Here is a 15,477-nt window from a genome sequence, read left to right as displayed (position 1 = left end):
ATAAACGTGCTAGATAGCTGTGCGACTTAGTTAAACGTAAGAAAAAATAACATACTGATTATGTTGAATTCTGTAATCATAAAGTTAGAACTTAGCCCATTTTCTAAACATGAAAATAGGCTAAGCTTCTGTGCATTTTAGCGATTAATTAAACGTTTTAACTTTAAATGAAAGGTTTTCGACGCCGCAACCAGAGCGACTTTTGTTAATTCGATAGTAATGAGTTTGCTCTGTAGCATCTAAGTTAAGTAAAAACTCATCTTGTTGAGCAACCGCCTGTTGTTCTTGTGTTAAACACATGGCTTGCAGTAATGAACGGAGTTTGGCTTCACTGAAAATACCGCCAAATCGTTGCAGTGGTAACGGAGGAATTGTCATACTTGGCAAGGCATTATCAACACTGCGTTTAGCAAAACTAAAGCCCTTGTCAGTGACATCAATAACTGCGCCTGCCGGCCAATAACTGAGTTTGCCGCTCAGCTTCCCCGCTGACTCAATATGAACAACGCCATTTTTACCTATGACGGTCATTAAGGCTGTGTCTGCTGAGCGAATCGACACTAAGGCCGTTGTTTCGTCAATCCCAAAGCCATATTTTTGTCCTGTGTCGGCAAGTAATCTAGCCAAGCGCATTGTTCTGTTACGTTCACTAAAATGGCTATCAACAGTGCCATAGTCAAATGTCGCAAGGCCACTTTTAGTTGAATAAACTAAAACGTCACTCGCTTCTTTCATTTCACAACCAATGCAGTCATAGTTCGTACCACCTTGCCTAAGAGCAGACAGACTGTCACCTTGCAAAACCATCACCGATTTTTTCCCTTGTGCAGAAACTCCACCGTTTTGTAAGATACTGCCACTGCCCACCCCCATGATAACAGGGCGTGATTGAAGTTTTGTAAACCACGGATAAGCCTCGCCAGAACGAGTAAATAATACCTGCTGAGCAAGTGCTTGGTCACCGTCGTTAAATATCACCGCGGTGGCCGTGTTTAACTGCTTATGTAATGCATTAATACCTTGCTGGCAAAAGGCCAGTTCGGTGTCGGTTCTATCTCTATACACCTTTTCTCGATTAAATAAGTGCATTTCGGTTTGGCGCAATGTATTGAGTTCATTACACTTATCATTAACAAGGGCATACGCTGACGCGGGCGTTAAAGGTAACCACTCTGCTTGAATACCTTTATGATTAAGTAATGACTCATAATAATCAGCACTCGCATAAGGATCGCGGCTAGATGCGGTGATCACCAAAACCTTCGGGGTTTGGCTGTTTACTTTTATACTCGCAGCAACAAAGTCAAGGATATCAGTGCTTGAAGACTCCACATTATAGGCAGGAAACACACGTTCTTTTATTCTATTTTGCTGCTGATCGACGACGGCAATCTCTAGCATATCTAACACATAGTTGAATTCGCTGACATGTAAAACACTTAATAGCTCATTATTGGTATCACGCCATGCCCACAGCAACTGTGTTTTACGCATTGATTTAGAATGAGTGTCTACAAGTGTATTTAATAAGGTATTAACCGCTTTTTTATTCGCTTTATTATTAGTCGGCCACGATTGATTAACGGTTTTGATTGCTTCACGGGTAATTTTGAACAACCTTGATTGCTTACCTGAAATTGCCTCTTCACTTGTACAGTGTTGACTATTTGCACTTGAACACATAGCCAGCTCGCCCCCGACCATAACAAGAGTTTGGTTAGTAGGTTTTACTGCAAAACTAAAAAAAGATAATAGTAAGAAAAAAACAAGCAGTGCAGCACGAAAGGCACCATAAACATTTTTAATAAGGCACATAAAAAGTCTTAAATTATAATAAACTCCCTCAGTATACAGACAATTAATGCCACTTTAAATGGAAGGAAAAGGCGCTTATGCGCCTTCACTGGATGATAATCGAGAAACAAGTAACTGCTCTACTTTTACACCTTCAACGTCCACAACTTCAAATTTATAGCCGCCATAATGAATAAACTCAGCGCGCTTAGGCAAACGTTTCATTGTGTAGATTAAAAAGCCCGCAACAGTTTCAAAATGAGATTGATCAGGAAAATCTTCAAGCTCAAGCACTTTTGCCAGTTCAACCACTGGCGTAAGCCCGTCCACCAGCCACGAATTTGCATCACGCTTGATGATAAGCTCCTCACCTTGGTGAGATATTAAGTCTCCCATAAAGCCTTTCATAAGATCTTTTACCGTGACGATGCCAACCATTAATGCGTATTCATTAACAACAACAGCAAACGGCTCAGCGGCGGTTTTAAAAGTATTTAACGCTTCTGACAAACTGAGGGTTTCAGGTAAATAAAAGATATCCTTATTGATCAGTTCCTCATCTATGTCAGCATTTTGGCCTTTGAGTACCTTACGCAAAATATCTTTTGATTCGACCGAACCAATTAATTTATCTAAACTGCCATCGCACACTAAAAAGTGATTGTGTGGGTGTTCAATAATTTTTGTAGCGACATCATCCGCAGCGGCTTTCACATCGAAAAACACAATTTGATCTCGCGGTGTCATCACACTCGATAAAAAGCGAGCTTCTAAGTCAAATACATTACCAATAATCTCATACTCTTGCTGCTGTAAACTTCCGTATTCAGCACCTGCATCCATCATGGCAACAATGTCTTCTGTGGTTACAATGTCTTCTCGTTCTGCCGGCACTTTAAAAGCACGCAGAATAAAATTAGTGGTGCCATTAAAAAACATCACAAACGGTGTTAGCGCAAAAGTTACCCAGCGCATGATTGAAACAACATTCACTGCGACCACTTCCGGCATGATCATCGCCAAACGTTTTGGTAGCAAGTCTGCAAATAAGATAAAGAGCGACGTAATACAAAAAAACGAGATTAAAAAGCTTATCTGACTAAGCAACGGCCCTTGGTAGACCATGACCAAAATTTGTTCAATGTAAGGTGATAAGGCTTGCTCACCCACTATCCCGCCTAAAATCGCTATGGCGTTCAGCGCAATTTGAATCATCGCAAAAAAAGCACCTGGTTGCTCTTGCAGTGTTAAAACCGCCTGCGCTTTTTTACTACCTTCATCAACCATAACGCGCAATTTGATCTTGCGTGATGCAGCGATGGCTATCTCACTCATCGCAAATAACGCACTAATCAAAATTAATAACATAATAATGAGTAAATCACTCATTGCAGCTCCTAAATATAGAATCGCATTCAATCTTTTGAATACACAGTACTTTTTAGACGTTACACTTTTGCAAGAATGGTCAAAAAGCAGCTGATTATAGCGACTTTAATGCAATCAACAAGTGCTATTTTTTATCGTCAAATGCAAAGGCGTTGGTTAATTTTTCCAAGGTTGAATTGTTGATATTTTTATTGCAAGCAAAATACAATTCTTGGCTTCCCACTGGGATTTCATAAACAGGTTTTAATGACGAGAGTGAGGGGTCTTGCTGGAGCGCGAAGTTAAATTGTTCATCGCTGAGCACCACTAAATCGATACTATTACGACGGCTTTTTAATATATCGTATATGTTGTCAAAACTATTTAATAAGATGAGTTGGTTTTTTTCATTAAAACCATGTTCTGCTAAATAAATATGACTGTAATTGTCTTTTAAAACGGCAATACGGTATCGCTTCGCATCACCCAGATTTACAATATTGATATGCTCTGGCTTGAAGCTATAAAACGAGACGGTAAAGTTAGACAGCTTGGAAATCCATTTAAAATGCGCTTCTCTGACTGGAAGCCTCGCCATAGAGAAGATACAGGTGTTACTGTCACGCAGTGCTGCATTGTATGAAACAGACCAAGGATTAACCGATAGTGTGTAGTTAACGCCGCTGCGCGTTAATGCTGCCTTTACTTTATCAACGACAGTACCAACAAGTTCGCCTTTTTCATTTTGATAGTGAAAATTTGGTAAGTTTTCAGTCACTACTGTAATTGCTGCAAAACAAGGAAATATTAAAAGCAACAAAGACAAAATTAGTAAATTGCGCATACAGCAACAACACCACAATATGATTATTAACTATCAATATAGCCTGATGTAGCCATTATTGAAATAGAATTAACAATTGTGACCAGAACAAGGGCCTAATACACAGGCCCTTGCATTATTAACGTATTATTTATTCATTGCACCGATTAAAAATGCTGAGATTTTTGCACCCTCTCTCAACGTTGTTTCTGAACTTGTTTGACCAATCAACGAACTGTCCGTAAAGGGGGCAATTTCCATCATGTCAGCCCCTGTGATCGGAAACTCATCGGCTAACGCCACCAAAATATCCAGTGCATGCTGAGGAGTTAATCCCCCCGCTTCTGGCGTACCGGTAGCCGAAGCGAAACTTTCATCAAGCGCGTCTATATCGAAGCTCACGTATAGCTCATCAATATTGTCTGCTTTAAGTTGTGCAATAACCTCATCTGCAACCGCTTTTGCGCCGCGTTCGATTATTTCATGCGCCCAATGCTGTTTCACACCGAATGTTGATTCCCAATGCGCTTTTGGTTTGCCACTTGAACGAATACCAAATTGGATCAAATTACGCGGAGCGGGTAAATACTCAAGAATATGTGTGCACCACGAGCCAAAACACAAATCAATCCCTAATCGTTCAACTAATAGGTCGGTGTGCGCATCAAAATGAATAATAGCAGTGCGTTTACCTGCATCGCGTTTTGCTTTTAAATACGCTTTGGTTAACGGGTAACTAATTGAATGGTCGCCCCCTATTCCAAAAATCCCTTTTTCTGGGTAGTGTGCATAAAAGCCATCACATACGTCTTCTGTAATAGAAAGTGGTGAAACATGATATTCACTATTTTCGTCAGCATATAACGCTTTTTGACAGTTACTAATCGTTGCATCGTTCAAATATTTATCATGCAATAAATGTGGAATAACACGCACATCACCTAAATCAAAAGCACGTGCTTGAGGCTGTTGATCAATTAATGTCGAACGTAAAAATAGTGGTCCCCAATTGGCCCCACGTAAAATACCACCGCCACAATCTGAACTAATCCCTAAAATAACAGCTTTATGCTCAGAGTCTGCTAATGTCTCGAGTGATTCTTTCCACAGCACATCAACATTTTCTGTTTGGCCATAAAGCTTGGTACGAAGGGCATCCTTACGCTCTTTAGCTGTATTAACCGTAAAAACACCGTCTCCTGGTGGGCAAAGGCAGTGACTTAATTTTTCGTGGAATGCTTTTTGTGTGTTACTCATATCTACTCCGCTGATAATTATCTGCATAATCATGCGCTAACAAAAATTTATGCATTTAGCACAAAGTTCAAAACTAGATAAGCCTAGTATTAAACAGCGTATGAAAATTAGAAAAAACAACTCATTGAATTTAATATATTTATTTTCTCAAACAGAAAAGTTGAATTTGCTTATGAATTAAATAAACAATCTAATGAGGCAGGTATAACATACGTTAAGTTAAAGTCAAATAGTGCAGCAATCGGTGAGATTACTGCACTAGATTTATATTCATGCAGAGTGAATACTCATTATTCGTAGCCTCGCGGTTTCTTAGTCTTGATCACCGCAATATACGCATGCCAGCTTGCATAGCTAAGTAAAGGCATAATGACAATAAAACCGGCCGTGCCAGTGATAAACCCGACAAATACCAAGCACAGTATTAACCCAGCCCACACAATCATTGCTGCCGCGTTTGTTTTAACGGCGTTAATAGACGAGATGACCGCCGTCATCAAGTCCACACGACGCTCCATCATAATTTGCGGTGTAAAGGCCGAAATGGCAAACACAGTAACAAGTAAAATACCACCGACAATCGTGCCTAGGGTTAAAAATGCCGATAATTGCTCAAAGCTAGGGTTTACAACGTTTGGATACAAGGCATGGATAAGTGCAGCTAATCGCATCCACACTATCATTATCACCATGAGTAAGAAAGCAAATCCCCATTCACCGGCAGGGTTTCTAAACATTGATTTTAAACTATGAAATAAAGTTGGTTTATGCCCTTTTTCAAGCTCCCAAGCAACATCATATAGGCCTGCTGCAAATGCAGGACCAATTAATGCAAAGGCAACAACAGCCGGTAAAATCACTAGATGGGTATCAAATTGATACACAAAGTACATAATCGTAGCGGGTATTAGGGTGAACACTAAACCATAAACTAAACTTAATATGGGTGCATTAGCGATATCTTTAAACGCCAAAGACAACCAGTGAAAAGGCGCCGAGGCTGATACGTGTGAACTTTCTAAGCAGCGGGCAAATTGTTGATGTTTACTCATAGAAGATGACGCAGGCATAATATATCCTCTTTTATCATTACATCTTTAGGTTTAGGTTATCTGTTCGATTCTTGCAACCTTCACCCTAAATAGGACATCTGTCCTGTACTTTACAAGCAGATGATTTAAGTATTACGCTTTAGATAAAAATAAGGTTCAAAAATGGAAAAGGTATTTCACTTAGGACTCTCACGTGACGACTTAAAAGGTGCCACTTTGGCAATCGTTCCTGGCGATCCTGACCGCTCAGCGCGTATTTCAACCTTTCTTGATAACCCTGAATGCTTAGCAAAAACCCGTGAATTTCATGTTTATCGTGGTGAACTAAATGGCCACAGCGTTGTGGTATGTTCGACTGGCATTGGTGGACCTTCGACATCAATCGCTGTAGAAGAATTAGCACAACTGGGTGTTGATACTTTTTTACGCATTGGGACAACCGGAGCTATTCAACCACATATTAACGAAGGTGACATTTTAATTAGCCAAGCGTCTGTGCGTTTAGATGGAGCAAGCCAACACTTTGCCCCGTTAAGTTACCCTGCGGTTTCTGATTTTTTTGCCACACAAGCAATGGTTAATGCCTGCGATAACTTAGCCATCAATTATCATATTGGTATTACGGCATCGAGTGATACATTTTATCCTGGGCAAGAACGCTACGATACCTATTCAGGTTATGTACCACGTGCTTTGCAAGGTAGTTGTGAAGAGTGGCAAAAACTTGGTGTCATGAATTATGAAATGGAATCGGCAACACTCTTTACTATGTGTGCTGCTTTAGGCCTCAGAGCAGCCTGTGTAGCTGGGGTATTAGTAAATAGAACTAAGCAAGAAATCCCTAATGTAGACCACGGCGAGATCGAGAAAAAGTCGGTCGCCGTCGTCATAGAAGCGGCCAAACTGTTACTTAATTAAAGCCGCTGTAATGTATTCAAATGCTGGTGGGTTTTCAAAGCTTGCCAGCACTGCTTTCGCCACCTCTAATTGATTTTTCGCGTCTTCTGTCTCAAGTAAAGTGATTGACTTAACCGTCTGATCGTCAAAACTTAATCCGCTAAGGTAAAACTGGCTCAACGCACTTTGTAAAGGTGACAAACTGGGGCTATATGCCGCATTTTCTGCGTAACTGCCATAAAAATCACCGTCTTGATACGTACTAATTTTAACGGCGCTAAAATTCCCTGTATAAGGCACGTAGGCATTTAATGCTGTTTTAATGAGTGTTTCATCACACGCGTTACTAATACCTGAAAATTGATGCGTACTCGCTGACTGCGACATAAGACTTATTTCATTACCCAAGTCTTTAGGACCAAACGCATTAGGCAGTAAGTCATGCAAACTAAAGTGCTTTTCTGGTAGGAGTATCTCAAGCGAATCGGCTGTGTCTAGCTCATTCATGAACTGGCGGCAATAACCACACGGCGCATCACTAATTGCAATTTTAATGACTGATTTTGCCCCATTTAGCCAGGCATTATTTATCGCTGACTGCTCTGCATGAACAACTAAACTTAATGCTTGATGGGTAAACTCAACATTCGCACCAAAATAGAACTGAGTTTCGCCCTGCTGATTAATACCCAGTACAATTGCACCGACATAAAATTGCGATATAGGCGCAACAGAAAATAAACTCGCAACGGGTACACACGCTTTAAGTAACTGTGTTTCTGTGAGTTTATGCTCATTACACAGAGCAATAATATCGCGCTGAAATAGAATACCGCGCTGCTGCTTTAACTGAGTAAAAAGCGCTGTTTTTTGCTCTAAAGAAAAACTAAATGACGCTAAATTTAGCGCTTCTTGGCTCAGTTCTTTACTACTTGCTGTCATAACAAATTATAATTATTAATTGGCTATACAGTGTAAAAGGTTATGCCCGTAATTACTAGACTCTAAGGCGTGCAAAGCTCAATTATGTCCCGATTTAATAGGCTAATTATCTGCAGCTTTAAAGTAGAACCAGGTGTGTATGTCACATTTTGAGATTACTGTTCTATAAGCCAATTTTTTGCTGTTTGAAAACATTCGAAATTTTCTGCATGCACGTTATAACGCTTGGCCTTTTGCACAAACAGGTCATGCATAAACCCATCAAAACTGACCACAATTGCGATTACAGCTCGCTTTAAAGTGTTTGCAACAACGGGCATAATGGTAAATAAGTCTGCAGGCTCAAAGTTATGGGTTAACTCGGATACATCGACCAAAATTTTATCTGATCCATACAATAAAGAGTATTGATGGGCTATTTGGTAAAAATTTATCACATCCTGTGCACTTGCCATCCCTCTTAACGTCATCATTACAAGCGACGTCGATGCATCATATGTGATGCAAGTAGACACATTGGTCATAAAGTTACTCTAAAAGTCTGTGGGTAATTTTTAAATGGGCTTAATCTAGGCTGAATGAGAAAGCCGCGCTATTTTATTGATATCTACAACTGAGTCAACACCTAGCAATAAAATAGGTCAGACCAGACAAGTAAATAATAATTTAGTGCTAGATAATAATTAAATATCTGTAGCGATATTTCACGTTGTGTTTACTTGTTAGATACCTGTAATTTTTCCTAACCAACAATACGTTTTTTCTGATAATTCACATTACTAATAAAATATACAGTTTGTACCTGAACGAAATCGAACGTATGAACTATTCTGGTATTAATACTTTATTTTTTATCTATTGAGTTCATGCATGGCCAGAGTACTCATTACATTTTTGTTTAGTCTGCTGGTGTTTAGCTTCCCCGTTGCGGGTCAAGCTAACGTTAAAACAGCAGATGAGTTTGAAAAAATACGCAATACAATCAGGGAAAGCTACGCACACTCCCCAACCGAAGGGCTCAATTTAGTCAACTCTTTACTCGAAACAGATGACTTTTCACTCGAACAAAGAGTTATGATTACCAACTACAAAACCTGGTTTTTATTTGAAAACAATCAGTTCGAAGATGCGATGCAGTCAGTGGTAGAATACAAAAGCATGGTCTCTCGACTGAGTGAAAAGAGTTTAATGTATGGGTATTACAACCTTTCTGGTGGAATCTATTCACGACTTGGCCTTTACGAAGAAGCCCTCAACTACTATAACGATGCAATTCCCTTTGCGAGACAACGAAATCAACTTCTTGTTTATCAAGTCGAAAACAATATAGCGCTTATCTACTTAGAATTAGAACGCTTTAAAGAAGCATTAACCACATTCGAAAATTACAAACTCTACGCACAAACAAATAATCAAACACTCAACGAATCGTTTGCATCAATGAATATTGCGACCGCACTGGTTGGGCTTAAAAAATACGATGAAGCGATGGCAGTTTTAGATGGGCTACTCATTTTGCAAGAAAAGCATGACTACATCACACACCAGAGTATAAGTTTAGTCCTGAAAGGCAAAATTCTTCGACTGCTAGGTGACTTAGAAGCCTCTGAAAACGTGTTATTAAACGCCGTTGATTTAATAAAAGAGCATGATGTAAGCAGTGAATACATGAGTGCTATTTTAGCGCTTACAGCGACATATGAAGCACAAGGTAAAATTGAACACGCAATTAGTTTGATCACATCAATCGATCTCGATTCTGATAAATATACGCATTTTGAAACACAGCTAGAAGTCGCAAAATTCACGGCAAGTCTCTATGAAAAACAAGGCAATTATCAAAATGCACTGATAGCTTATAAACAGTACAACGACATACAAACGGTCGCTTTGAAACGTCAGGCAAGTGTTAATTTAACCAAAGCCTTAGCCGAAGCTGATTTAGCTGCAAAAGAAGTGAGAATTTCTGAACTAACCAAAACAGAGCAAATAAAAGCAACCAAAGCAAAAGCATTCCAAGATTTAACAATTGCCATCTCGATGTGTCTATTCTTGATTATTATCGGCTCATTTATAGCCATACGAAGTATTAACAGACAAAAACATAAACTCGCAGCCACGCTCAAACGCCTCCACGATACACAAAGCCATCTTATAGAAATCGAAAAAATAGCGTCGCTTACGTCATTAGTCTCAGGCATGGCGCATCAATTAAATACCCCGATAGGCACCATTGTGACAGCCAGCTCGCTAATAGATAAATACTTAACGGGCTTATCTGATAAGTTTGAAAACCGGAATTTAACCAGCAAGCATTTCCACGAGTTTATAAATGATACCAGCAGTGCAAAAGAGTTGGTGATCAGTAGTGTTAATCGACTCGCCAGCATTGTTGAAGAATTTAAATCGCTCAATGTCTCTATTAATCTTGATAAACCGATGTCAAATATTGTGCTTCTTGAGTATATGCACGACCGATTAGAACCGCTGAGTATCTATCTAGAAAAACATATTTATTACGAAGTGAGTGGTGATGATGTCACGATTATGTCTTACCCCTCTATTTTAGGTGATGTTTTAAAAACACTGGTGATTAACTCCTGCGAACATGGGTTTATTGACCGTGATGAAGGCAAAGTAGACATTGTAATTAAGCAGAATGCGCAGTGTGTTGATATTATCTATCAAGATAACGGTGTAGGAATTGAAGACGGAATTCTTAAAGAAATTTTCACCCCCTTTTACACATCCAATATGGGTAGCCAGCATTTGGGGCTGGGTTTAAATGTTGTTTTTAACGCAGTGCAGTATAACTTAAAAGGCAAAATATGCGCCGAGTCATCTGATCACGGCGCACGGTTTATAATTACCTTACCAATCGACGTACGATTAGTAGATGAAGAGTGATTAACCGGTATTACGCATACCCGCAGCAATCCCTGTCATGGTGATCATGAGTGCATTATCAATATCACCCGCTGAACTAGCATCTGCTTCACGCGAGCGACGTAGTAATTCAACTTGTAACAAGTTGAGTGGATCGGTGTACGGGTTACGCAAAGCAATAGACTCTTTGATCCACGGTTGATCAGCAAGTAAACTTTTTTGTGGACTCAATGATTGAACCAATTCAATTGCTTCATTAAGTTCTTGGCGTAACTTCACACCGAGCGGTTTATATTGATCTGTCACTAACGCATCATCATAGTGTGCGCTTAACCAGCTATCCGCCTTACTAAATACCATTTCTAGCATTTCTAAACGCGCACGGAAAAATGGCCATTGCAAACTCATTTCATGCAAGGTTTCAATACCGTACTTATCTAGTGCAGCTTGTAAACCTCTTAATGCGCCAAGCCAAGCCGGTAACATTAGGCGGTTTTGGCTCCATGCAAAAATCCATGGGATTGCACGCAAACTTTCTACCCCGCCATGTGGGTTTCGTTTCGCAGGGCGTGAACCCAATGGCAATTTTGAAAGCTCTTGCTCTGGCGTCGCCATTCTAAAATAGGGAACAAAGTTTTCATCATGACGAACCACATCGCGGTAATGCTCACATGACTCGGCGCTAATAAGCTGCATCACATCACGCCATTCACTCTTAGGCTCAGGAGGCGGTAACAAATTACTTTCAAGCACTGCACCAGCATAAATATTAAGACTTTGTAGCGCAACGGCAGGCAGACCAAACTTAAAGCGGATCATCTCGCCTTGTTCAGTAACACGCAATCCCCCTTTTAATGAACCCGGCGGTTGAGAACGCAGTGCTTGCGCCGCAGGAGCGCCTCCGCGTCCCACGGTGCCACCTCGTCCATGGAACAATACCAACTCAATGCCACGTTGCTCAGCAAGTTGAACAAGTTTATCCATGGCTTCGTACTGCGCCCAGCCAGCAGCCATCATGCCCGCATCTTTCGCAGAATCTGAATAGCCAATCATGACATTTTGTTGGTTTTGTATATGACCACGATACCAAGTGTTATCAAGTAGGCACTCGATAACATCTTTACCCGCATTTAAGTCATCCAACGTTTCAAATAAAGGAGCCACGGGTAATTTAAACTTACAACCACTTTCTTTTAGAAGCAATTGCACAGCTAATACATCAGACGCAGTGCGTGCCATAGAAATGATATATAAACCGAATGTGTGTGCATCTTGTGCAGCAATAACATCAAAGGTATCTAGTACTTCTTGTACATCGGGACTCGGTTTCCAATGCTTAGGAATAAGCGGTCTGCGCGAATTTAACTCAGCAAGTAAGAAAGCTTGCTTATCGTCCTCTTGCCATTGGTGATAATCGCCCAAGCCCAAATAGCGTGTTAACTCAGAAAACACATCACTGTGGCGCGACGAATCTTGACGTACATCTAGCTTAGCTAGGCGTAAACCAAAGCTATTTATGCGTCGTAACACATCAAGTAATAAACCGTCTGCAACCACTCGCATGTTGGTTTTAATTAACGAGCGATAACACACTTCAATGGGATGTTTTATTTGTGCTATGTCGGTAATTAAATCCTCAGAATCTGTACGTTTACGCTTAATTTTTGCACCAAGGTGCGTAACTGTTTCAGCAATCTGATTTTTTAAGTTTTTCAGCACCGCACGGTATGGTTCGAATTCTTGACCTGCCAGCGCAATGAGCTCATCACTTGCATCTGACATTGATAGTTCGTTACTCAGGGTTTCAATATCACGAGAATATAAATCGAGAGCCATCCAACGACCGTGGTCAAGCACTTGTTGCGTCACTTCAGCGGTGACAAATGGATTTCCGTCACGGTCGCCGCCCATCCACGATGTAAACTCTATCGGGCTGTAATCAATTGGTAAGCTTAAATCGAGTTCAGATTTAACCTCATCAGTAAATTCACGCAGAAAACGTGGCACAGCATGCCATAGACTGTTTTCGATCACGGCAAAGCCCCATTTTGCTTCATCAATAGGGGTCGGGCGTGAACGTCGAATATCATCCGTATGCCATGCTTGGCTTATTAGCTGCTCTATACGGTTAAGAAGTTCTGCACGCTCTGTAGGTAGATTGTCTTTGCGCTCTAATGACGCTAAGCAATCACTTAACTCAACGTGTTTGTTAATCATAGTACGACGCGTCACCTCTGTAGGGTGCGCGGTGAGCACTAAATTAATGTGGAGTTTTGAGAGAGTTTCGGCTAAATGATTAACATCAATGTGGCCTTGATTTGCCGCAGTTGCTAACGCTTTTAATGTTTGAGTGAGAGGATTAAGTTGGCAAAAGCCAACATCATTAAAGCGTGACACAGTGTGAAATTGTTCGGCAACATTAGCAAGGTTCAAAAAATGATTAAATGAGCGTGCAACCGGTAATAGTTCTTCGTCTGTGAGAGCGTGTAGTACATCAATAAGGGCCTGTCTGTCGGCTTCATTACCACTACGTGACGATTTAGATAAAGCGCGAATTTCTTCTACTTTATCTAAAATGGCTTGTCCTTGTGCATCTTTAATCGTTTGACCCAACATTTGTCCAAGCATGCTAACATTACCGCGAAGTGCAGCGTATTGTTCACTCATTCTCATACTCCTTTCTTTTACTAAGTTGAAAGTACTTACTGCACAGTATTTTGCTAAGCAAAACGCCTACAAAATACTGATCCTTTCTATTAATATCATTGTCAGCGTCAATTTAATAGATCGAATTTTCTAACATGTTCGTAAAAAAGAATAACCAATATATAAACATAAAAGCGTAATAATTATGCAGCTTAGCCTTAACAAACCATGTTTCATCCATTCAATTGGTAAAATGGACTTACCAATATTTTAGGCAAAATCCGTGTAAATAAAGGCGTGTTCAAAAAACAGTTGGTAAGGCTTTTAGATGTTGAATTATGTCTGTCTTTTTAGTTTAAGAATAAAAAACGGCCCATTCTTAAGCGACTTTTTTATGTTGAACGAGAAAAAATATTTTTTAAAAAATTTAGAATTGAGCTAAAAATGCAACTAATTATTTTATCTGGCGCAAGCAGTGATATTGCAAAAGCCTACTTTAATGAGCTACACAATGAATTAACCGATGCCATCATTGTGACTCTGAGCAGAAGTGATTTTGACAATAGTTTTAATAGCACAACTCAACATAATGTGCGCCATCAGCACTTTATCACTGATTACAGTGATGCCAGTTTAGCCGCTGTGGCAACTGAGCTTGCACGCTACGACACTCCGTTGTCGCAACTGATGATATTCAATGGCATGCTGCATAATTCGGATCATGCTCCAGAGCGTAAATTATCAGACATATCGCAGGCACACTTCATCGACAGCATGAAAACGAATGCTTTATTACCGATTGCTTGCGTTAATGCTTTTGTACCTTTGCTTAACCGTAAAACCCCGAGTGTTATCTGTGCATTGAGTGCCCGTGTCGGCAGCATTTCTGATAATAAACTGGGTGGCTGGTACAGTTATCGTGCCTCAAAGGCTGCACTTAACATGCTATTTAAATCGGCTGCGATTGAGATCAAACGTCGTTTTCAACATAACCACTGTGTGCTGTTTCATCCTGGCACAACAGACACACCTTTATCTAAACCTTTTCAAGCTAATGTCCCAGCAGATAAGCTTTTTACACCAGAATTTGTTGCTAAGCAGCTTTATAAGTTTGTTGCAGATACTCATTTTTTATCTCAGTTAGATAATCCTGCTTACATTGATTGGCAGGGAAAAACCATTGATTGGTAACAAGGAAAATTATGTACTTTTCAAAAAACACCATTGAAAATTTAGACAGTCGATACCGAGCCCATTTCATTAATAGTTTATCGGGGTTCAAAAGTGCTAATTTAATTGGCACACAAGATAATCAAGGGCATACAAATTTAGCCATTGTCAGCTCAGTGTTTCATTTAGGCGCACACCCGCCGTTGGTAGGCATGATAATCCGTCCACATTCTGTGCCTAGACATACATTAGAAAACATTTTAGAGACGGGGTTTTATACGATTAACCACGTTAATAAAACAATTTATCAACAGGCACACCAAACATCTGCACGCTATGATAAAGCGGAATCTGAGTTTATTGCGACGGGTTTAGAAGCAGAATATCTCGCTGACTTCAAAGCCCCTTACGTGAAAGACAGCCGGCTTAAATATGGCGTTGAGTTAAAAGAGCACCACCACCTTGAAATCAATGGCACCGAACTCATTATTGGTGAAATTACTGCTATTCACCTTGATAAACACAGTATAGACAACGATGGGTTTGTCGATATCGAATCGTTAGAGACCGTCGCAGTAAGCGGGCTCGACAGTTATCACACGACTGAACGACTTGCCCGCTTAGCGTACGCTAAAAAATAGT

12 protein-coding genes are annotated in these 15,477 nt (G+C 40.2%); 4 read left to right on the top strand and 8 right to left on the bottom strand.

The window, feature by feature from the left end; translation table 11 throughout:
* Window positions 1-144: 144 nt before the first annotated feature.
* The 5 genes from BM378_RS10395 to BM378_RS10375 all read right to left on the bottom strand — a co-directional run bounded on the left by BM378_RS10395 (window position 145) and on the right by BM378_RS10375 (window position 6,312).
* Window positions 145-1,815, bottom strand: a complete 1,671-nt coding sequence (locus tag BM378_RS10395) for a type 1 glutamine amidotransferase family protein (protein ID WP_074989140.1) — start codon at window positions 1,813-1,815, stop codon at window positions 145-147.
* A gap of 75 nt (window positions 1,816-1,890) precedes the next feature.
* Window positions 1,891-3,183, bottom strand: a complete 1,293-nt coding sequence (gene paeA, locus BM378_RS10390; protein WP_036972771.1) for a polyamine export protein PaeA — start codon at window positions 3,181-3,183, stop codon at window positions 1,891-1,893.
* A 124-nt stretch (window positions 3,184-3,307) separates the two neighbouring features.
* Complete coding sequence (locus BM378_RS10385) at window positions 3,308-4,006, bottom strand: substrate-binding periplasmic protein (RefSeq protein WP_036972772.1); 699 nt, start codon at window positions 4,004-4,006, stop codon at window positions 3,308-3,310.
* 126 nt (window positions 4,007-4,132) lie between these two features.
* Complete coding sequence (locus tag BM378_RS10380; protein WP_036972773.1) at window positions 4,133-5,242, bottom strand: arginase family protein; 1,110 nt, start codon at window positions 5,240-5,242, stop codon at window positions 4,133-4,135.
* A 290-nt stretch (window positions 5,243-5,532) separates the two neighbouring features.
* Window positions 5,533-6,312 (bottom strand): DUF2189 domain-containing protein, encoded by a 780-nt coding sequence (locus BM378_RS10375; RefSeq protein WP_036972774.1) that lies wholly within the window; start codon window positions 6,310-6,312, stop codon window positions 5,533-5,535.
* Window positions 6,313-6,456: 144 nt separating this feature from the next.
* Between BM378_RS10375 and udp the strand changes: the two genes are divergently transcribed.
* Window positions 6,457-7,212 (top strand): uridine phosphorylase, encoded by a 756-nt coding sequence (gene udp, locus BM378_RS10370; RefSeq protein ID WP_074989139.1) that lies wholly within the window; start codon window positions 6,457-6,459, stop codon window positions 7,210-7,212.
* On the opposite strand, the gene cdd is transcribed toward udp, so the two are convergent.
* A complete protein-coding gene (gene cdd / locus BM378_RS10365) occupies window positions 7,201-8,133 on the bottom strand; it encodes a cytidine deaminase (RefSeq protein ID WP_074989138.1) in 933 nt (310 codons plus the stop codon). The genes udp and cdd overlap by 12 nt on opposite strands.
* Before the next feature lie 155 nt (window positions 8,134-8,288).
* Window positions 8,289-8,606: a hypothetical protein gene (locus BM378_RS10360; protein WP_227006865.1), complete on the bottom strand. Its 318-nt coding sequence runs from the start codon at window positions 8,604-8,606 to the stop codon at window positions 8,289-8,291.
* A gap of 397 nt (window positions 8,607-9,003) precedes the next feature.
* Here BM378_RS10360 and BM378_RS10355 point away from each other — a divergent pair, with 397 nt between their 5' ends.
* Window positions 9,004-11,040: a tetratricopeptide repeat-containing sensor histidine kinase gene (locus BM378_RS10355; RefSeq protein WP_074989137.1), complete on the top strand. Its 2,037-nt coding sequence runs from the start codon at window positions 9,004-9,006 to the stop codon at window positions 11,038-11,040.
* Here the strand turns inward: BM378_RS10355 and ppc are convergent, their stop codons facing one another.
* Complete coding sequence (gene ppc / locus BM378_RS10350; protein WP_074989136.1) at window positions 11,041-13,686, bottom strand: phosphoenolpyruvate carboxylase; 2,646 nt, start codon at window positions 13,684-13,686, stop codon at window positions 11,041-11,043. It abuts the gene before it with no gap.
* A gap of 423 nt (window positions 13,687-14,109) precedes the next feature.
* Here ppc and BM378_RS10345 point away from each other — a divergent pair, with 423 nt between their 5' ends.
* The gene (locus BM378_RS10345) at window positions 14,110-14,856 is read left to right on the top strand and encodes an SDR family NAD(P)-dependent oxidoreductase (RefSeq protein WP_074989135.1); all 747 of its coding nucleotides are present in this window, start codon (window positions 14,110-14,112) and stop codon (window positions 14,854-14,856) included.
* Window positions 14,857-14,867: 11 nt separating this feature from the next.
* Window positions 14,868-15,476 (top strand): flavin reductase family protein, encoded by a 609-nt coding sequence (locus BM378_RS10340; protein WP_074989134.1) that lies wholly within the window; start codon window positions 14,868-14,870, stop codon window positions 15,474-15,476.
* The last annotated feature ends 1 nt before the right edge of the window (window position 15,477 follow it).

It is taken from the genome of Pseudoalteromonas lipolytica (genome assembly GCF_900116435.1).
Taxonomy (GTDB): Bacteria; Pseudomonadota; Gammaproteobacteria; order Enterobacterales; family Alteromonadaceae; genus Pseudoalteromonas; species Pseudoalteromonas lipolytica.
Note: the sequence above shows the minus strand (reverse complement) of the source record. Positions and strands in the feature narration are given on the sequence as shown.

Excerpts from the sequence above, each read along its gene's own strand:
- BM378_RS10395 (WP_074989140.1), bottom strand. The coding sequence starts at position 1,815 with ATGTGCCTTATTAAAAATGTTTATGGTGCCTTTCGTGCTGCACTGCTT.
- paeA (WP_036972771.1), bottom strand. The coding sequence starts at position 3,183 with ATGAGTGATTTACTCATTATTATGTTATTAATTTTGATTAGTGCGTTA.
- BM378_RS10385 (WP_036972772.1), bottom strand. The coding sequence starts at position 4,006 with ATGCGCAATTTACTAATTTTGTCTTTGTTGCTTTTAATATTTCCTTGT.
- BM378_RS10380 (WP_036972773.1), bottom strand. The coding sequence starts at position 5,242 with ATGAGTAACACACAAAAAGCATTCCACGAAAAATTAAGTCACTGCCTT.
- BM378_RS10375 (WP_036972774.1), bottom strand. The coding sequence starts at position 6,312 with ATGCCTGCGTCATCTTCTATGAGTAAACATCAACAATTTGCCCGCTGC.
- udp (WP_074989139.1), top strand. The coding sequence starts at position 6,457 with ATGGAAAAGGTATTTCACTTAGGACTCTCACGTGACGACTTAAAAGGT.
- cdd (WP_074989138.1), bottom strand. The coding sequence starts at position 8,133 with ATGACAGCAAGTAGTAAAGAACTGAGCCAAGAAGCGCTAAATTTAGCG.
- BM378_RS10360 (WP_227006865.1), bottom strand. The coding sequence starts at position 8,606 with ATGATGACGTTAAGAGGGATGGCAAGTGCACAGGATGTGATAAATTTT.
- BM378_RS10355 (WP_074989137.1), top strand. The coding sequence starts at position 9,004 with ATGGCCAGAGTACTCATTACATTTTTGTTTAGTCTGCTGGTGTTTAGC.
- ppc (WP_074989136.1), bottom strand. The coding sequence starts at position 13,686 with ATGAGTGAACAATACGCTGCACTTCGCGGTAATGTTAGCATGCTTGGA.
- BM378_RS10345 (WP_074989135.1), top strand. The coding sequence starts at position 14,110 with ATGCAACTAATTATTTTATCTGGCGCAAGCAGTGATATTGCAAAAGCC.
- BM378_RS10340 (WP_074989134.1), top strand. The coding sequence starts at position 14,868 with ATGTACTTTTCAAAAAACACCATTGAAAATTTAGACAGTCGATACCGA.